13 protein-coding genes and 1 tRNA gene are annotated in these 19,272 nt (G+C 45.1%); 13 read left to right on the top strand and 1 reads right to left on the bottom strand.

Features of this window, described 5'->3' with window-relative positions; all coding sequences use genetic code 11:
• The 10 genes from J6I44_RS13600 to rpoC form a co-directional block, all read left to right on the top strand.
• On the top strand, window positions 1-872 hold an 872-nt coding region (locus tag J6I44_RS13600), incomplete at its 5' end, for an elongation factor Tu (protein WP_265766695.1).
• A gap of 72 nt (window positions 873-944) precedes the next feature.
• Window positions 945-1,017: transfer RNA gene (locus J6I44_RS13595), tRNA-Trp, on the top strand.
• Between the two features lie 25 nt (window positions 1,018-1,042).
• Window positions 1,043-1,225, top strand: coding sequence for a preprotein translocase subunit SecE (secE, locus tag J6I44_RS13590; RefSeq protein WP_265766694.1), 183 nt, complete (start codon window positions 1,043-1,045; stop codon window positions 1,223-1,225).
• Complete coding sequence (gene nusG / locus J6I44_RS13585) at window positions 1,222-1,791, top strand: transcription termination/antitermination protein NusG (RefSeq protein WP_265766693.1); 570 nt, start codon at window positions 1,222-1,224, stop codon at window positions 1,789-1,791. The genes secE and nusG overlap by 4 nt, the downstream gene beginning before the upstream one ends.
• Window positions 1,792-1,867: 76 nt before the next feature.
• Entirely contained in the window at window positions 1,868-2,299 is a 432-nt protein-coding gene (gene rplK / locus J6I44_RS13580; RefSeq protein WP_265766692.1) for a 50S ribosomal protein L11, read from the top strand.
• Window positions 2,300-2,316: 17 nt separating this feature from the next.
• A complete protein-coding gene (rplA, locus tag J6I44_RS13575; protein WP_265766691.1) occupies window positions 2,317-3,015 on the top strand; it encodes a 50S ribosomal protein L1 in 699 nt (232 codons plus the stop codon).
• A gap of 24 nt (window positions 3,016-3,039) precedes the next feature.
• On the top strand, window positions 3,040-3,561 hold the full coding sequence (rplJ, locus tag J6I44_RS13570) for a 50S ribosomal protein L10 (protein WP_265766690.1): 522 nt from the start codon (window positions 3,040-3,042) through the stop codon (window positions 3,559-3,561).
• 59 nt (window positions 3,562-3,620) lie between these two features.
• Window positions 3,621-3,989, top strand: a complete 369-nt coding sequence (rplL, locus tag J6I44_RS13565) for a 50S ribosomal protein L7/L12 (RefSeq protein ID WP_265766689.1) — start codon at window positions 3,621-3,623, stop codon at window positions 3,987-3,989.
• 178 nt (window positions 3,990-4,167) lie between these two features.
• A complete protein-coding gene (gene rpoB, locus J6I44_RS13560; protein ID WP_350356708.1) occupies window positions 4,168-7,983 on the top strand; it encodes a DNA-directed RNA polymerase subunit beta in 3,816 nt (1,271 codons plus the stop codon).
• A 52-nt stretch (window positions 7,984-8,035) separates the two neighbouring features.
• Window positions 8,036-12,367, top strand: a complete 4,332-nt coding sequence (rpoC, locus tag J6I44_RS13555) for a DNA-directed RNA polymerase subunit beta' (protein ID WP_265766687.1) — start codon at window positions 8,036-8,038, stop codon at window positions 12,365-12,367.
• Between the two features lie 86 nt (window positions 12,368-12,453).
• On the opposite strand, the gene J6I44_RS13550 is transcribed toward rpoC, so the two are convergent.
• Complete coding sequence (locus J6I44_RS13550; RefSeq protein ID WP_265766686.1) at window positions 12,454-12,639, bottom strand: YegP family protein; 186 nt, start codon at window positions 12,637-12,639, stop codon at window positions 12,454-12,456.
• Between the two features lie 138 nt (window positions 12,640-12,777).
• Between J6I44_RS13550 and J6I44_RS13545 the strand changes: the two genes are divergently transcribed.
• From J6I44_RS13545 to J6I44_RS13535, 3 genes are all read left to right on the top strand, one after another.
• Entirely contained in the window at window positions 12,778-13,800 is a 1,023-nt protein-coding gene (locus tag J6I44_RS13545) for a LacI family DNA-binding transcriptional regulator (RefSeq protein WP_265766685.1), read from the top strand.
• A gap of 541 nt (window positions 13,801-14,341) precedes the next feature.
• Window positions 14,342-17,491: a SusC/RagA family TonB-linked outer membrane protein gene (locus J6I44_RS13540; RefSeq protein ID WP_265766684.1), complete on the top strand. Its 3,150-nt coding sequence runs from the start codon at window positions 14,342-14,344 to the stop codon at window positions 17,489-17,491.
• Between the two features lie 19 nt (window positions 17,492-17,510).
• Entirely contained in the window at window positions 17,511-19,241 is a 1,731-nt protein-coding gene (locus tag J6I44_RS13535; RefSeq protein WP_265766683.1) for a RagB/SusD family nutrient uptake outer membrane protein, read from the top strand.
• The last annotated feature ends 31 nt before the right edge of the window (window positions 19,242-19,272 follow it).

Here is a 19,272-nt window from a genome sequence, read left to right as displayed (position 1 = left end):
TAGCGGCCACTGACGGCCCGATGCCGCAGACCCGCGAGCACATCCTGCTGGCCCGCCAGGTAGGGGTGCCCCAGATTGTGGTCTTTATGAACAAGACCGACCTGGTTGACGACGAAGAGCTGATTGAACTGGTCGAGCTGGAAGTCCGGGAGCTACTGAGTAACTATGAATTTGACGGCGACGATATTCCCGTGATTAAAGGCTCCGCCCTGAAGGCCCTGGAAGGCGAGGAAGAGCATGAGCAAGCGATCCTGGATCTGATGGACGCGGTTGATGAAACCATTCCTACCCCCGAGCGTGATGTGGAGAAGCCCTTCCTGATGCCGGTAGAAGACATTTTCTCTATCACCGGCCGCGGAACGGTGGCGACGGGTCGTATCGAGCGTGGCGTAGTGAAGCTGAATGATGAAATTGAGATTGTAGGTATTGTAGAAGACCCGCTGGAAAGCGTAGTGACAGGTATTGAGATGTTCCGCCGCATGCTCGATGAAGGGCAGGCTGGTGATAACGCCGGTATCCTGTTGCGTGGGATCGACAAGGAAGACCTGCAGCGCGGAATGGTGCTGTGTGCTCCCGGCTCGATTACCCCGCACACGAAGTTTGCCTGCGAGGTGTATGTGCTGAGCAAAGACGAAGGCGGCCGTCATACGCCGTTCTTTAAAGGCTACCGCCCGCAGTTCTACTTCCGTACGACCGACGTAACGGGCAGCTGCCAGCTGCCGGAAGGCGTAGAGATGGTGATGCCGGGCGACAACGTAACGATGGACGTGACGTTGATCCAGCCGGTAGCCATGGAGGAAGGGTTGCGATTTGCGATCCGCGAAGGAGGCCGCACCGTCGGCGCCGGCGTGGTAACTGAAATTATTGAATAAGTACTAAAAAGTACTTAGCTCTTAAAATTGTTTGAGAGAATAGGTTCGGTTGGATCTATTCTCTTGGCATATACGGGTGTAGCTCAATTGGCAGAGCAGCGGTCTCCAAAACCGAAGGTTGTGGGTTCAAGTCCTTCCACCCGTGCAAGTATAGAACTGATTATTAACTCATGGATAAGATTAAGCAATTTTTAGAAGATGTCCGCAAAGAGATGAAGAAAGTCTCTTGGCCAGACCAAGATGAACTGGTTGACTATACCATAGTGGTGGTCATCTTTACTATCCTCCTGTCTGGATTTATTTTCGCAGTAGATCAAGTATATAGCACGATTTTAGAGACACTTTATCAATGACACAAGACGACGATCAGTATAAATGGTATGTAGTTCGTGTCTTTTCCAGTCACGAGAAGAAGGTGAAGCGGTATTTGGATCGTGAGATCGAAATGCAGGGGCTGGAAGACAAGATCAGTGAGGTGTTGATACCTACTGAGACTGTTATTGAGATTCGTTCAGGAAAAAAGCGAACACGTGAGAAAAACTTTTTTCCCGGTTATATTTTGCTGAAAACCCTGTATGATGAAGAGGTGAATAACCTCATTCAGGGGGCTCCGTCTACCATAGGTTTTCTGAAGACGGGAAAGACCCAGCATGTACCGAAGCCACTACGAAAGGCCGAAGTGAATCGAATTTTAGGCCGAGTGCAGGATAATGAAGATATGATGGAAGAGGGCGGTAAGATTGAAATTCCCTATGACGAAGGTGATATCGTAAAAGTCATAGATGGCCCATTCAAAGATTTTGACGGAACCGTGCAAGAAGTTAATACTGAAAAACTTAAGCTACGTGTTCTTGTAAGTATTTTTGGTCGAAAGACCCCGGTTGAAGTTGATGTGAACCAGGTAGAACCTGCAACTTAACCACATTTAAAATCACTTGATGCAAAAGTGAGCTATTACGCGGCAACAAACAGATAAGTATAAGCAGTAAATTCAAATGGCAAAAAAAGTAGATCAAGTACTTAAGCTCCAGATTCGGGGCGGTCAGGCAAATCCTGCGCCACCCGTCGGACCTGCTTTAGGTCAGGCTGGAATCAATATTATGGAGTTCTGTAAGGCTTTTAATGCTGCTACCCAAGAAGATGCCGGAACTATTATTCCGGTTGAAATAACGGTGTATCAGGATAAGTCTTTCACTTTCATAACAAAGACTCCACCTGCTGCAGTATTGCTAAAGAAAGCTGCTGGGATTAAATCCGGTTCCGGAGAGCCTAACCGTACGAAGGTAGGCCAGGTAACATGGACCCAGTGCAAAGAGATAGCAGAGCAGAAAATGCAGGATCTCAATGCTTTTGAGGTAGAAAACGCTGCTGAAATGATTGCAGGTACTGCCCGAAGTATGGGGCTTCGAGTGCTAAGAGATAAATAGGAAGGTTTAAACACATTATGGCACAACGAGGAAAAAAATACCAAGAGGCCGCAAAGCTCATTGATCCCGAGTTGGAATATACTCTGGAGGAAGCTTGTGATCTTGTGAAAAAAGCCTCATCAGCAAATTTTGATGAATCCGTCGATCTGGACCTTCGCCTGGGAGTTGATCCCCGGCATGCCGATCAGATGGTACGTGGATCCGTTACCTTGCCTCACGGCACCGGTAAGGAAGTTCGCGTCTTAGCTTTGGTAAGCGAAGCTAAGCAGGAGGAAGCTGAAGAGGCCGGAGCAGATCATGTAGGTCTTGAAGAGTATATCGAAAAAATTGAAGAAGGATGGACTGATGTCGATGTTATTGTTGCCACTCCGGATGTTATGGGACAAATAGGAAAGCTTGGCCGTGTTTTAGGCCCTCGTGGACTTATGCCCAATCCGAAAAGTGGAACGGTAACTAATGACGTGGCTGAGGCTGTCAAAGAAGCAAAAGCCGGAAAGATTGATTTTCGTGTAGATAAATATGGAATTCTGCACGCATCAGTTGGAAAGGCCAGTTTTGACGCCAGTGAGTTACGCGAAAACACTATGCGATTTTTACAAGAGGTTCTGCGGCTCCGACCCGCTTCTGCTAAAGGATTATATATCAGAAGTGCGTTTATGAGCAGCACGATGGGACCCAGCATAGCATTAAGTCGTTCATCCGTAATTTCTGTATAGAAGTTCTAAAACACGCAAACTGATATGGCAACATTAGCAGAAAAAAAAGCAGTTGTTGATGAAATTACAGAAAACCTGAATGAGGCTGGTGCGCTTTATATCGCCAACTATTCGGGAATGTCTGTACAGGAAGTCAACGATATGCGTGGCAAATTCTATGAAGATGATATCAAGTATAAAGTGTATAAAAACACCTTGATGAAAAGAGCCATGGAAGAAGTGGGAGGGTATGATGATTTGTATCCACACTTAGCTGAACAAAATGGTTTTGCCTTTGTAGAAGAAGAGCTCGCTGCACCCGCAAAAGTGATTAAAAAATTATTTGAAGAAACAGAGAGGCCTAAGTTTAAAGCTGCCCTCATCGATGGAGACTATTACGGTGAGGAAGAGCTGGATACCTTGGCTGCAATGAAATCCAAGAGCGAAGTTATCGGCGATATTGTCGGGCTTCTGCTTGCACCTGTTTCTAACGTGGTTAGTGCACTTGAAGCTCCCGGCCGAACGATTGCCGGAGCCGTTGAAACCATCGCCGAAGAAGGCGAATAATATCTACAATATAATTACACACGAATTTTCAATTCACAAAGATCAATCGGAGAAATAACATGGCTGACGTTAAAGATTTAGCTGAACAATTAGTCAATTTAACAGTAAAAGAAGCAAACGAACTCGCTAACGTTCTTGAAGAAGAATATGACATCAAGCCTGCGGCAGGACCTGCTGTTGTTGCTGGTGGCGGCGAAGGCGGTGGCGAAGAAGAACAAACGGAATTCGACGTTATTCTTAATGGCCCCGGCGACAAGAAGATTGCCGTTATTAAAGAAGTTCGAAGCATCACAGGACTTGGTCTCAAAGAAGCCAAAGAACTTGTTGACAATGCACCAAATCCCGTTAAGGAAGGTGTTGACAAGGCTGAAGCAGAAGACCTGAAGTCTAAGCTTGAAGATGCCGGTGCTGAAGTTGAGCTTAAGTAATTAGGTATCAACAAACACAATTTGTCATTAGCCAATATCGTATTAACGGTATTGGCTATTGGCGTCTATTTGCATGCTACCTCCACTTTGTAAAAAGTGAGTTTTAGAAGCGGCAAATTTGGCTCATCACCATCTAATTAATTTTAAAGGAGAGGTTCCTTTGAGTACACAAAGTAACATGGAGAAAATCCCTTTCACCGACCGCTTAACATTTGCCAGCACGGAACATGTACTTGACTATCCTGATTTTTTAGATATTCAGTTACAGTCATTTAATGATTTTACCCAGCTGGATATAGCTCCTGAAGACCGAAAGGTACAAGGGCTGCAAAAGATATTTAAAGACAATTTCCCAATCCAGGATTCTCGTGAGACCCATATTCTGGAATTTTTGTATTACAGCGTAGACACTCCAAAATATAGCATGAAGGAGTGCCAGGATCGTGGTCTATCCTATGCTGTCCCCCTGAAAGCCAAGATCCGCCTTTCCGCTGTTGATGACGATGATGAAACAACGGAAACCATTGAGCAGGAAGTCTTTTTAGGGGACCTTCCCTGGATGACCGAACGCGGTACATTCATTATTAATGGGGCTGAACGGGTTATCGTAAGTCAGCTGCACCGTTCACCAGGAGCTTTCTTTGGTCAGAACGTACACCCTAATGGCACACAGCTGTATAATGCGCGTGTCATTCCATTTAAAGGATCCTGGATCGAGTTTTCTACGGATATTCGCGATGTATTGTGGGCCTATATCGATCGTAAAAAGAAGGTTCCCTTTACAACCTTACTGCGTGCCCTCGGTTATTCAACGGATGAAGAGTTATACAGCCTCTTTGAACTCTCCGAGAAGGTTAAGGTTGGTTCGAAGAAAAACTATAACGACAATATCGTTGGTGAGCGCCTTGCTGTCGATATTATCGAAGAAAAAATGGAAGAAGTAGTCGATGATGAGACCGGCGAAGTAACAGAGGCTCTGAGCAGAAATGTACTGTTAGAGATTGACCATGAGCTCACAGAAGATGATTACGGTCTGTTGCAAGAAGCTGAAGTAGAAGAAGTTCGTATTCAGCAAATGTCGCCGGAAGACTCCGAGCGGGATGTGTTTATGAATACACTCCGTAAAGATCCAACGCACGATGAGGAATCTGCCTTGGGCGAAATTTATCAGCAGATTCGTACTGGTGAAATGCCTGACCCAGAAACAGCCCGTCAGGTATTAGAACGGCTGTTCTTCAGTGACAAAAAGTACGATCTCGGTGAAGTTGGTCGATATCGGCTTAACAAGCGGTTGAAGATCGATGTCGATATGGACACCCGATATCTCGTGAAAGAAGATATTGTGGCCATTATTAAAGAGGTGATTCGCCTTAAGAATATGAAGTCTCAGGTGGATGATATTGATCACCTCAGCAATCGTCGTGTGCGTACTATCGGTGAACAGTTGGGTCAGCAGTTTTCTATTGGCCTAGCGCGTATGTCGCGTACCATTAAAGAGCGAATGAACTCTCGCGATGCTGAACAGTTGACGCCACAAGATCTGGTGAATGCACGGACCATCTCATCCGTCATTAACACTTTCTTTGGTACGAATCAGCTGTCACAGTTTATGGATCAGACCAATCCGATTGCGGAACTGACCCACAAGCGTCGTATGTCGGCATTAGGGCCTGGAGGCCTGACCCGTGAACGAGCCGGTTTTGAGGTTCGTGACGTCCACTATACGCACTATGGCCGTCTCTGTCCAATTGAAACTCCTGAGGGGCCAAATATTGGTTTGATTACCTCACTCTGTGTGCATGCCAAGGTGAACGATTTCGGATTCCTCGAAACGCCTTATCGTAAAATTGAAGAAGGTAAAGCCACAGAGGAAATTGAATACCTTTCTGCCGAGCAAGAGGATGAGACCATTATTGCTCAGGCTAATGCGCCTCTTGAAAAAAGCGGTGTGTTTAAGAATGACAATATTTTCTCTCGTTTCCGTGATGGAGAAGTTGGTTTGGCCAAGCCGGAACAGGTTGAGTATATGGATGTTTCTACCAACCAGTTGACTTCGGTTGCCGCTGCTTTGATTCCGTTTATTGAGCACAACGATGCAAACCGTGCTTTGATGGGATCTAACATGCAGCGTCAGGCGGTACCACTGCTTCGACCTGAAGCCCCTGTAGTAGGAACAGGTCTTGAATATCGCGCAGCAAAAGACTCCCGTGCGATCATCACCGCAGAGAAAGATGGCGAAGTAGTTTATGTAAGTTCCAAAGAAATCCACGTACAATATGAACGTACGGAAATGGAGCAAAACTGCTACTTTGATGAAGGTGTTAAAAAGTATGACCTGACCAAATTTGAGCGGACTAACCAAAGTACCACGATCAACCAGAAGCCTATTGTAGAAGTAGGTGATAAGGTTGTTAAAGGTCAGACACTGGCTGATGGTTGTGCTACGGATCAAGGGGAACTTGCCCTTGGACGTAACCTGTTGGTTGGTTTCATGCCTTGGAGAGGTTATAACTTTGAAGATGCCATTGTGGTTAGTGAGCGGGTAGTACAGGATGATATGTACACCTCTATCCACATTGAAGAATTTGAACAGGAAGTTCGCGACACCAAGCGTGGTGAAGAAGAGCTGACCCGCGAGATTCCCAATGTAAGTGAAGATGCTACCAGAAATCTTGACGAGCATGGAATCATCCGAACGGGTGCTAAGATTAATCCGGGTGACATTCTGGTCGGTAAAATTACGCCTAAAGGCGAAACGGATCCGACGCCGGAAGAGAAACTGCTCCGTGCTATTTTCGGTGACAAAGCCGGCGATGTTAAAGATGCTTCATTGAAAGTACCACCGGGTGTTTCCGGAACGGTAATCGATACCAAGCTCTTTAGCCGTAAGCGTGATGAGCAGATTTCCCGAAAAGAGGAGAAGAAACAGGTTGAGCTGGAGAATGAGCGTCATGCCGAAAAGGTGGACGAACTAAACAGCAAAATGGTTGATAACCTTTACAGCCTGCTCCGCGATAAAACTTCGCCGGGTGTCTACGACTTTAACGGCGTGGAATTGATTCCGAAAGGAGAAAAATACCGAAAGTCTGATTTTGAAGAGCTTGATCCCGTACGAATTAATGAAAACATTCAATGGGCTACCGATGATGAATTGGTAGAACATGTACGTCTGCTCTTTAGTAATTATCGAGATCTGCGAAGAGAAATCGATACTGAAGCCAAGCGACGTAAGTATCAGATCCAGGTTGGAGACGATCTGCCACCTGGCATTATCCAGAAAGCTAAAGTCTATGTAGCCAAGAAGCGTAAGCTTCAGGTTGGTGATAAGATGGCCGGCCGACACGGTAATAAGGGTGTGATCGCCAAAGTGGTTCCGGTTGAGGATATGCCGTATATGAAAGACGGTACTCCTGTTGATATTTGCCTGAACCCACTGGGTGTACCATCACGAATGAACCTTGGCCAGATTTATGAGACCATCCTGGGATGGGCTGCGAAGAAGATGGGTGTGAAGTTTGCTTCCCCCATTTTTGATGGCGCTACTCAGGAACAGGTTCAAGAGCAGCTTGTAAAAGCTGGTCTGCCTAAAGATGGCCGGGTCAGACTTTATGATGGCCGTACTGGTGAGCAAATGGACCAAAAGACCACCGTGGGTTATATCTACATGCTGAAGCTCAACCACCTGATTGAGGATAAGATGCATGCACGATCCATTGGACCATATTCACTTATTACGCAACAGCCGCTGGGTGGTAAAGCTCAGTTCGGTGGTCAGCGTCTCGGTGAGATGGAGGTATGGGCACTGTATGCTTACGGTGCATCCAGCATCCTCAAAGAGATGCTCACTGTTAAAAGTGATGACGTTAAAGGCCGATCACGCGTGTATGAAGCCATTGTCAAAGGCGAGAACTTGCCTGAGGGCGATGTACCTGAATCATTTAAGGTACTGCTGCGCGAGATGATGGGTCTTGGCCTTGAAATACACATAGACTAATTAGAACAACAGAATTTATACTGTTAAATAAAGTCAATCCGGAGGTACTTCCTTGCCGACTACTAACACATTAACAGTTTCGAAAGACTTCGATAACATTGGAATTTCTCTTGCGTCCCCGGAGACTATTCTCTCCCGGTCGCATGGCGAAGTCTTAACGCCCGAAACAATTAACTATCGTACCTTTAAACCGGAAATGGACGGTCTTTTCTGTGAAAAGATTTTTGGTCCGGTTAAAGATTATGAATGCCATTGTGGTAAATACAAGCGAATCCGTTACAAAGGGATTATTTGTGATCGTTGTGGTGTTGAGGTAACCAGAAAAGCGGTACGCCGTGAACGTATGGGACACATTTCCCTGACGGTGCCCGTTGTTCATATCTGGTACTTTAAGTCATTACCCAATAAACTGGCATATTTGCTCGGATATTCTTCCAAAAATCTTGAGAAGATTGTTTATTACGAGACCTATGTCATTATGAATCCCGGTGTTGCCCGTGATCTTGGTTACAAGAAAGGCGACCTGATATCCGAAGAAGAGTATTACGATATCCAGGAACAGTTGCCCGAAGATCAGTGGGAGATGGATGATGAAGATGCCGATAAATTCCGTGCCAAAGAAGGGGCGGATGCTATCGAAGAACTGCTGGCTACACTGGATCTGGATTCGCTGGCTTACCGACTGCGATACGAAGCGCGCAATGAAACATCGCAGATGCGTAAGAAGAAAAAACTGAAGCGACTGCAGGTTATTGAATCTTTCCGTGCAGCAAACCAGCACACTGAGAATCGTCCCGAATGGATGGTGCAAAGTGTTATTCCGGTCATTCCACCGGAACTGCGTCCACTGGTACCACTGGAGGGTGGTCGATTTGCAACATCTGACCTTAATGACTTGTATCGTCGTGTTATCATCCGGAACAACCGGTTAAAGCGATTGATTGATATCAAGGCTCCGGATGTGATTCTCCGTAATGAAAAGCGGATGCTTCAGGAAGCGGTCGATTCGCTTTATGACAACTCACGTAAATCCAACGCTGTACGGAATAATAACCGTCCTCTGAAGTCTCTCAGCGATATGCTGAAAGGAAAGAGCGGTCGATTCCGTCAGAACTTGCTGGGTAAGCGTGTTGACTATTCCGGTCGTTCTGTAATTGTGGTAGGTCCGGAACTGAAGCTCCACGAGTGCGGCTTGCCGAAAGAAATGGCTGTGGAGCTGTACAAGCCATTTATTATCCGCCGATTGATTGAGCGTGGATATGTGAAAACGGTTAAGTCGGCAAAGAAGGTTGTTGACCGACGCGATCAGGTCGTTTGGGAAGTCCTTGAGAATGTCATTGACGGACATCCAATTATGCTGAACCGTGCTCCAACGCTTCACCGTTTGGGTATACAAGCTTACCAGCCGGTTCTTATTGAGGAAAAGGCCGTACGCCTGCACCCACTATCTTGTACAGCTTTTAACGCTGACTTTGATGGTGACCAGATGGCCGTTCACGTCCCTTTAAGTCACGATGCGGTCTTAGAGGCTTCGGTCTTAATGCTCGGATCACATAACATATTGAGCCCTGCAAATGGTGGACCTATTGCGGTACCATCACAGGATATGGTCTTGGGTATTTACTATCTGACCAAGATGGCCGGAGATCAGAAGGGCGAAGGTAAAACGTTCGCCAATGCCGATGAGGTTTTGATTGCGTACGATCGAGATCGTCTCGATATGCATGCCAAGATTAACCTCCGGATTCCAAAAGAAGATGAGGAAGGACATGAAATTATAAAGACCACTACCGGTCGGGTTATCTTTAACCGTATTCTCCCACCGGAGATGGGCTATATCAATAGAACGCTTGGCAAGAAAGAGCTGCGTTCGCTGATTAGTGATATCCATTACAAAGTGGGTACAGCCCGAACTGCCGAATTCCTTGATGAAATGAAGAAATTAGGTTTCGAGCAGGCAACTACAGGTGGGCTTTCGTTTAGCCTTGAGGATATTGTTATCCCGGATGAGAAAGAAAAACTTATCCAGAACGCCCAGAATGAAGTAGCTGAAATAACCGACCGCTACGAAATGGGTTTCATTACCGATAATGAGCGATACAATCAGGTTATTGACAAATGGACCAGCACGACCAATCGTGTTTCTGAGTCGCTTTTCAGTGCACTGACAGCCGACCGGGAAGGGTTTAACCCGGTATTTATGATGGCTGATTCCGGTGCTCGTGGTTCGAAAGAACAGATTCGCCAGCTTGGTGGTATGCGTGGACTGATGGCTAAGCCTCAAAAGAGTTCCATGCAGGAAGGTAATGAGGTTATTGAGAATCCCATTCTTTCTTCTTTTAAGGAGGGATTGACGGTTCTTGAATACTTTATTTCAACACACGGTGCTCGTAAGGGGCTGGCTGATACCGCTCTTAAAACGGCTGATGCTGGTTATTTGACGCGTCGTCTGGTAGATGTTTCTCAGGATATTATTATCAATGAGAAAGACTGTGGAACGCTTCGCGGAATTAAGATGAAAGCTCTGAAGGACAATGAAGACGTTATCGAAAGTCTGGAAGATCGTATTTTAGGTCGTGTATCACTGCACGATATTTACGATCCGCTGAATGATGAGCTAATCTGTGAAGCAAACCAGATGATCGATGAAAATGTTGCAAAAAGTATTGCAGAGACATCCATCGAGGAAGTTGAAATTCGATCGGTGCTTACTTGCGAAACCGAACGTGGTGTATGTTCTAAATGTTACGGTCGCGACTTGTCGCGTGGTACGATGGTTCAGGTTGGTGAGGCTGTGGGTGTTATTGCAGCTCAATCCATTGGTGAGCCAGGTACTCAGCTTACGCTTCGAACATTCCACGTAGGGGGTACAGCTTCTCGCATGGAGTCTGAATCGCAACACAAGGCGAAGTTCGAAGGCACAATTGAATTTGAAAATATCCGGGTCGTTGAATATGACGATGGCGAAGAGATCCACGATGTGGTATTGAGCCGTGCCGGAGAAATCAAGATTGTTGATGAAGAGGGCAAAGTACTGACGACGTACAATATCCCTTATGGATCTGAGCTGCTGGTTGAAGAAGGCGATGAAATTCCAAAAGGAGTGCCTATTTGTAGCTGGGACCCTTATAATGCGAATATTTACGCGGAAATCGACGGTACGGTTGAATACAAAGATATCCTCGAAGATATTACCTTCTCTGAAGAGACGGATTCCCAAACCGGTCACCGTGAAAAAGTTGTTATCGATTCTAAGGATCGCTCGCTGGTACCAACGCTGTTGGTTAAAGGCAGTGATGATCGTATCCGTGAGAAAACATTGCCCGTTGATACGCACATCGTTATTGAAGACGGTGAGGATGTATCGGCAGGAAAAGTGCTTGCCAAGATTCCTCGAACTACGGGGCAATCGAAAGATATTACAGCGGGTCTGCCGCGTGTAACGGAGCTTTTTGAGGCTCGTTCACCAAGTGATCCTGCTGCTGTATCCGAAATTGACGGTATCGTTAGTATGGGCGGACGTAAGCGTGGTAAGCAAGAGGTCATTGTAGAAAGTAAGGATGGTCAGACCGAGAAGACTTATCTTATCTCCTTGTCTAAGCACATTCTTGTACAGGAGAATGATTATGTGGAAGCTGGTCAGCAGCTTTCTGATGGTACTATCCCGGCTGAAGAAATCCTTAATATTCTCGGACCATTTGCGGTACAATCGTATCTCGTTAATGAAATCCAGGAGGTTTACCGACTGCAGGGTGTACAGATCAATGACAAGCACATTGAAACGATCGTACGCACTATGATGCAGAAAGTAGAAGTTACCGATTCCGGTGATACGATGTTCCTTGAAGGGGACAAAGTTGACCGATTTGAGCTCAATAACAGAAATGATGAGCTGATTGGTAAATATGTTGTCACTGAAACCGGTGGAAGTGATCTGAAGCAGGGCACCATTCTTGATCGTCGTGAAGTTCGTGATCTTAATAACGAGCTTATTAGAGCAGGCGAAGAAGAAATTGAAACACGTGAAGCAGAGCCGGCTATCTCGAAGCCGATCTTGCTCGGAATTACACGTGCGGCCTTGTCAACAGAAAGCTGGTTATCGGCTGCATCCTTCCAGGAAACCACAAAGGTACTGACACAGGCATCAATTGAAGCCAAGAAGGATCACCTGCTTGGACTGAAAGAAAATGTCATTGTTGGACATAAAGTACCTGCAGGTACCGGATTGCGTAAGTACGACGATCTTATCGTCGGCAGAAAACAAGAGCTGGATGAAGATGAGCAAGAAGTAGCAAAAGTCTTTGAACAGCTTAGTGGCGCCGGCGAGCCTACAGAAGGAGCTCAAACAGCAGAAACTGCTGAGGCAGAAGAAGATGAGTCGTAACTTTTCTCATAAATAGATATAAAGAAAAAGCGCCCGATGTTAAAGTCGGGCGCTTTTTTTATGCTGAAATTATTTATGTAATAGCGTTAATCGTCTTCGCGTTCGGTCACGTCTGCGCCCGGCACGTTTTCTTGGATGGATTCAATAGAATTTTTTAATGAACTCTTTGATGCATATCCCTGGCTGGAGAACATTGTTTCCCCATTGGGAGCAACGAAGTTAAACCGAAACTTTCCGCCTTTATCTTCATATATCTCAAATTTGTAAGCCATAATAGTATCAGGATTAGTTTAAGATTTAGGAATAATATTCCTTTAAGAAATTAAATCTGTAAAAAATTATTCATAATTGCTACGTTTTCTTCAGTATTAACAATAGTTTTATGGAAAATTAAAAATAGAAATGCATAGATGGGTAAGAAAAACAATTATACAGTAGAAGACGTCGCAAAATTAGCTGAAGTTTCGACAGCTACTGTTTCGAGAGTTTTTAATAAATCTGCCAAAGTAAATGAGCAGACTTCACAGAGGGTATTAGAGGCTGCAAAAGAACTAAATTATCGTCCCAGTAGGGTAGCCCAACGATTGCGGGGCAAGCGGAAACATTCAATGATCATCGGTTTGATCGTAACGGATCTTGAAAATCCCTTTTTTTCAGAAATTGCAAGGGGGGTTGAAGACATAGCATATCAAAATAAGAATGCCGTGATGGTATGCAATTCAAATGAAGACAAAGCCAAGGAAAAATTTTATTTGGAAGCACTTATTGCTGAGCAGGTATCAGGATTCATTTTAGTACCGACAACCCATAATAACAAACTCATAACAGAGATAATAAACGATGAATATCCCGTAGTTTGTGTAGATCGTAAACTTAATATTGGAGACATAAATGTTGATAGTGTAACTGTAAATAACAAGCAGGGAGCCTATCGTGCCGTTGAGCGACTCATAAAATTAGGTCATCAAAGAATTGCTATCATTAATGGACTTGAAGAGCTTTCTACAACAGTAGAACGCTTTGAGGGATATAAGCAGGCTCTTGAAGACTATGATATTTCATTAGTCGATGAATTAATACTCTATGCGGATTCCAGGGAGGAGGGAGGCATTAAAAGCACAAAACAGTTGCTGGAACTTAAAGAACGACCTACCGCTATTTTTTCTATCAACAACTTGATGACCCTCGGATGTCTGGAAGAATTAAACACACAGGGAATTAATATTCCCGGTGAAATTGCTCTAATCGGTTTTGATGATATGCCCTGGTCAAAAGCATTAAACCCACCTCTTACCGCCGTACGGCAGCCAGGCTATGAATTGGGTGTATCAGCAGCTGAGCTTCTATTAAAACGTCTTTCTAATCCTTCACGTAATACTTCGGATATCGTACTAAATCCGGAGCTTATAGTGAGAGCCTCCTGTGGTAATTAAGTGTTAGCGGGTGTTGAGTTTAAGCCTAAATCCCTCACTGTACCGCCACATTTCTCAAGGTTCACTACTCCAAGTGGCGATGGAAGTCGTCCCACCGCTGGAGGAAATCAGCTTGTCATCTCCCAAGCGATCATGAGGGGGCGGTACAAACAAACGCCTTCCTGGGCGAAGCCAGTACGTAATTATTCCATTTGAAGACTATATCCTTTTTGGACTCATTAACCACGCGAGGGATTAGTAGTTATTTATATCTGTCTTGTTATTTCTGGAAATAATTTTAGGTTCTTATGTAAACGTATACATTATTTGCGGAATAATATTAAATAATTTGACAATTATTTGCATAATTCGTTACATTATCGATGTAAACGATTACATAGAAATGTAAATACAGTCTCCTTGGCACGAATAAAACCTTTAAATATTTGAATGTAGTTCGAGATAACTACTATGCTTAGAGATAAATATCCGAAATGTATATCAATACAGCTGAAGAGGTTTTGGGAGATTGGCAATCTTAGGAGATAAAAGGGAAAAGCTTATGAAAAAAAATATAACACTTCTTTTCATACTTATAGTAGGGCTCATGATTAATGTGAGGGTATCGGTAGCAAAGTTTGTGCAATCCGCGCAAAGTAGTGAACAAGTAGTGCAGGGCAAGGTAACAGATGAAAAAGATGGTATGATTTTACCGGGTGTGAATATTTCGGTAAAAGGGACGACCATAGGCACCTCTACCGATGCGCAGGGGGCTTATCAACTTACGGTTCCATCAGCCAATGATACCCTCATTTTTTCATTTATTGGGTATAAAACACGAGAAGTACCAATCAACGGACGTTCGCAAATTGATGTGGCGATGGTATCGGAAGCGCTTGTCGGCGAAGAGTTGGTCGTGACGGGATATCAAACGCAGCAAAAGGCAGATCTGACTGGATCAGTTTCAGTAGCTAATGTGGATGATATCCAGTCGGCTCCTACCAGCAATGCGATGAAATCGTTACAAGGTAAGATTCCTGGCTTATCAGTGACAACAGATGGGGCTCCTAACGGAAATGCAACCATCCGGATACGTGGAGTCAACACACTGGGCAACAACGACCCGCTTTTTGTTATTGATGGGGTTCCTACCAAAACAGCAGCATATCAGCAGTTAAATCCCAATGAAATCGAGTCTATACAGGTTCTTAAGGATGCTGCGGCAAGCTCAATTTATGGAGCACGCGCTTCGAATGGAGTTATCGTTATTACTACAAAAGGAGCGGGCTCTGATGTTAAAGTGGACTTTAATAGCAATATTTCAATGCAAAACTATGTAACGAAGCTGGATGTCTTGAACACCCGGCAGCGTGGACAAGTATTGTGGCAGGCAGCTATCAATGACAATGTAGATCCCTCTGTTATTTCACTGTATGACTATGAGTGGCATGAAGAAAATGGAGAAGCAGTACTCGACGAAGTCATCGTTCCGGAATGGGTAGATCAGGAAGCCGGAATTCGATCGGCCGATACGGATTGGTATGATCAAATTTCAAGAAGGGGAATGATTTCTTCCAACAATATTTCAGTTTCATCCGGTAATGACAGGGGCGGAGTCGTCTTGTCCCTGAGCTATCATGACAATGCCGGAATTATCAAGGAAAATGATTTCAACCGTATCTCCGGGCGCATCAATTCAGACTATAACTTTTTTGACAATCGCCTGAAATTGGGAGGCAATGTACAGCTTTCTAAAACCAAAGAAACACCGGTTCCCAGCGGATTGGGCGGAACCCCGATGTGGCTGGGTTTAATAGCTCAACCCATACTGCCGGTCTATACTGAAGGTGGAGGCTGGGCCGGTCCTTCGGGCGCTGGGTTTTCTGATCGGGATAATCCAGTGCGGCTTATCCAGCACAACAGGTGGGATAAAAACCATGCGCTTATTTTATTCGGCAACGTCTTCGCCGACCTGGAAATTGTAGAAAACCTGAGGTTGCGCAGTAATTTTGGAATCGACTATGAGGATGCCTATTTCCGGAATATTACCCGGACCTACCAAAGTGGATTTTTAAGCCGAGATATCAATTCACTCAATACAGCGCAAAATCATAATATCAACTGGACGTGGTCCAATACGTTGAATTATGCGTTGAACATCAATGACCACAATATCACACTGCTGGGAGGTATAGAAGCCACTAAAAATGCATTTAGCACTTTTACTGCCTATAGCGAAGAGTTTGCCATCGAAGAGAATGACTATTTCACGCATGATGCGGCCACAGGCAGAAGAGTTAACTCGGGGAATGACACAGGCTTTAATTTATTTTCCTATTTCGGTAAGATAGATTATGCCTATTCAGATAGATACTTGGCTTCAGCTACCTTAAGATATGATGGCTCTTCCCGTTTTGGCCAGGATCAGCAATATGGATTATTTCCGGCTTTTTCTGCGGGTTGGCGATTAGCTAATGAGTCTTTTTTCAGAAAGAATATTGGATTTATTTCTCAACTAAAACTGCGGGCTGGATGGGGAAGAGTCGGTAATCAGGAGATTGCCAATTATGCCGCCTATCCGTTGTATCGCGCCAACTATGGGGATGATAAAACATGGGCGACCAGCGATGGTACCGCCTATGACATTGGCGGAAGTGATAGTGGTACGCTACCATCCGGATATGTGGCTACCCAGACCGGAAATCCTAATCTTAAGTGGGAGGAAACCGCTGAAATAAACGCTGGAGTCGATTTCGGCATACTGGAAGATAAGATCACCGGATCTTTTGATTATTTCGTACGGAATACCGAAGACATACTAATCCAGCCGGCTTTTATTGGTGTTGTCGGTGATGGTGGCAGCCGCTGGTTGAACGGGGCATCAACGGAAACATCTGGTTATGAGATCGTACTGAGCTACCGGGATAATACCGGGGACTTCAGCTATACTATTTCCGGCAATGTGGGAGCATACTCGGATAAAATAACGCACCTTCCGGAATCTGTCGTAGATTCCTATCCCGGTAATTCGGAGAAGAACATACTGGGACGATCACAGTTTTCGCTCTTCGGCTATGTGGCCGACGGACTCTTTCAAAGCGAACAAGAAGTGGAGGAGCATGCCGTGCAGCCGGGCAAAGCCACTGGAAGAATCCGCTACAAGGATTTAAACGGTGACGGCACCATCAACTCGCTGGATCAAAAATATATAGGCGTAGCAAGCCCGGATTTTGAATACGGACTAAATACCAGCCTGGGATATAAAAACATTACGCTGGATCTGTTCTTCCAGGGCGTTCAGGGCATTGAGGTGTATAACGATATGAAGTTTAGAACTGACTTTGTGGGACAATGGTCCGGGGCTAACTTCGGAGCCCGCACCCTGGATGCCTGGACTCCGCAAAATAGCGATTCAAGAATACCAGCGGTCTCACTTTCGGATAACAATTCCGAAAGCCGCCCCTCAACCTATTACATAGAGGATGGCTCTTATCTGAAATTGCGGACCGCAAAAGTTAGCTATTCCGTTCCATCCGACGCATTAGAGTCTGTAGGGTTACGCAATGTGAATGTTTATATGCAGGGGGAGAACCTTTACACCATTAAGGATAACAGCGGAGCAGATCAGTTTACAGCCACAGACCCTGAAAATCCCGCCAACGCTTATCCCCGTCCATTAACCTTAACGCTCGGCTTAAATGTGTCATTTTAACTACAAAAAGGATTTTATTATGAAACGGTTTAATTTAATTATAGTTGGATTAGCAGTTTTAGCCACACTTTCATCTTGCTCCGACAGTTTCCTGAATAGTAATCCGAAAGGAACCGTGAGTGGTGAACAACTAAATACTCCCGAACGTACAGATCAGATGGTGACGGTGGCTTATGCCTCACTGGGAAATGATCACTGGACGGCCCCGTACAGCAACTTATGGTCCTCCGGCAGTGTTCGTTCGGATGATGCTTATAAGGGGGGCGGCGGAACTGGTGATGTGGCAGAAGTCAATCAGTACGAACAGTTTTCTTTTGTGACTCCGGATATCGGCCGAGCAGACGCTATTTGGTATGAACTGTATGTTGGTATTTCTCGTACCAATGATGCTTTGTCGAGGTTAAACAACCTGGAGGAAGGTGAGTTTGCCTTGAAAACCCGCAGGCAGGCGGAGATGCGTTTTTTGCGAGGACATTTTCATTTTGTGCTAAAGAAATTGTTCAAACGTGTTCCCTATATCAATGAAACGATTCCGGAAGATAGCTTAGCTACCGTTTCCAACCGGCGATACTCAAATGACGAACTCTGGAATAAAATTGCCGAAGACTTTGCCTTTGCGGCCGAAAATTTGCCCGAAAGTCAGCAGGACGTAGGTAGGCCAAATACCTATACCGCCAAAGCTTACTTGGCTAAAGTCCGGTTATATCAGGCATATGAACAGGATGAGCAGCATAATGTGGTGAATATCAATACTGAAAGGCTGCAGGATGTGTTTGATTTAACCAGCGAAGTCATCAATTCTGGTCAATATGCGCTGCACGATGATTTCGCCAAAAACTTTCTGTGGGAGTTTGAAAATGGAGAGGAATCGGTCTTTGCGGTTCAAAATTCCATTGATGACGGCACCCCTAACGGGCGGCTGGATATGGCTAACGGACTTAATTACAACATGGCCTCCGATTATGGCTGCTGCTGGTTTCATATCCCAAGTCAAAATTTGGTTAACGCTTTCAAAACAGATGACAGCGGCTTACCCATGTTTGACAGCTTTAATAATGCTGACATGAATGAACCCGCTGAATTTCAAGAGAACTCTGTTGATCCCCGACTGGATCACACCGTGGGCATCCCGACGCACCCCTTTAAGTATGATCCCAACTTTGTGTACCAGGAAGGTTGGGCACGAACTCCATCCGTCTATGGCTATTATTCCACGATGAAGGAAACCCAACATCCGGATAGTCCCAGTCTTAAAGCAGTGGGACCATTTTTCGCGAGCTCCAAAAATACCATCATTATACGGTATGCGGATGTGCTGTTATGGAAGGCAGAAGCACTCATCGAATTGGGCCGACAGGGTGAAGCACTGCCGATCATCAATCAGATACGAGAGCGAGCCCAAAACAGCAGGGAACGACTGCGGAATGCCGACGGTGAATATGTATCCAATTATGGCATTGAAACCTATGAGCCCGGCGTTAATATCCAGTGGACCCAAGAGAATGCCCGAGAGGCTCTGCGATGGGAGCGACGCCTTGAATTTGCGATGGAAGGCTCTCGTTTTTTCGACCTGGTACGCTGGGGTATTGCAGCTGATGTTTTGAATACCTACTTCGAAGAAGAAAAAACGAAACGAAGCTATTTGCAGGATGCTCATTTCCAGGAAAACAGGGATGAGTACTGGCCGATTCCACAGCAACAAATTGATTTCAGCAATGGGTTGTATGAGCAAAATTACGGCTGGAACTAATGGTTAGCTCACAACCTAAGGTTCATAGATT

This window comes from Fodinibius salsisoli (assembly GCF_026229185.1).
In the GTDB taxonomy this organism is placed as follows: domain Bacteria; phylum Bacteroidota; class Rhodothermia; order Balneolales; family Balneolaceae; genus Fodinibius; species Fodinibius salsisoli.
This window is presented reverse-complemented; position numbering and strand designations above follow the sequence as displayed.

Excerpts from the sequence above, each read along its gene's own strand:
- J6I44_RS13540 (WP_265766684.1), top strand. The coding sequence starts at position 14,342 with ATGAAAAAAAATATAACACTTCTTTTCATACTTATAGTAGGGCTCATG.
- rpoB (WP_350356708.1), top strand. The coding sequence starts at position 4,168 with ATGGAGAAAATCCCTTTCACCGACCGCTTAACATTTGCCAGCACGGAA.
- rplL (WP_265766689.1), top strand. The coding sequence starts at position 3,621 with ATGGCTGACGTTAAAGATTTAGCTGAACAATTAGTCAATTTAACAGTA.
- J6I44_RS13535 (WP_265766683.1), top strand. The coding sequence starts at position 17,511 with ATGAAACGGTTTAATTTAATTATAGTTGGATTAGCAGTTTTAGCCACA.
- rplJ (WP_265766690.1), top strand. The coding sequence starts at position 3,040 with ATGGCAACATTAGCAGAAAAAAAAGCAGTTGTTGATGAAATTACAGAA.
- J6I44_RS13550 (WP_265766686.1), bottom strand. The coding sequence starts at position 12,639 with ATGGCTTACAAATTTGAGATATATGAAGATAAAGGCGGAAAGTTTCGG.
- nusG (WP_265766693.1), top strand. The coding sequence starts at position 1,222 with ATGACACAAGACGACGATCAGTATAAATGGTATGTAGTTCGTGTCTTT.
- rplA (WP_265766691.1), top strand. The coding sequence starts at position 2,317 with ATGGCACAACGAGGAAAAAAATACCAAGAGGCCGCAAAGCTCATTGAT.
- J6I44_RS13545 (WP_265766685.1), top strand. The coding sequence starts at position 12,778 with ATGGGTAAGAAAAACAATTATACAGTAGAAGACGTCGCAAAATTAGCT.
- secE (WP_265766694.1), top strand. The coding sequence starts at position 1,043 with ATGGATAAGATTAAGCAATTTTTAGAAGATGTCCGCAAAGAGATGAAG.
- rplK (WP_265766692.1), top strand. The coding sequence starts at position 1,868 with ATGGCAAAAAAAGTAGATCAAGTACTTAAGCTCCAGATTCGGGGCGGT.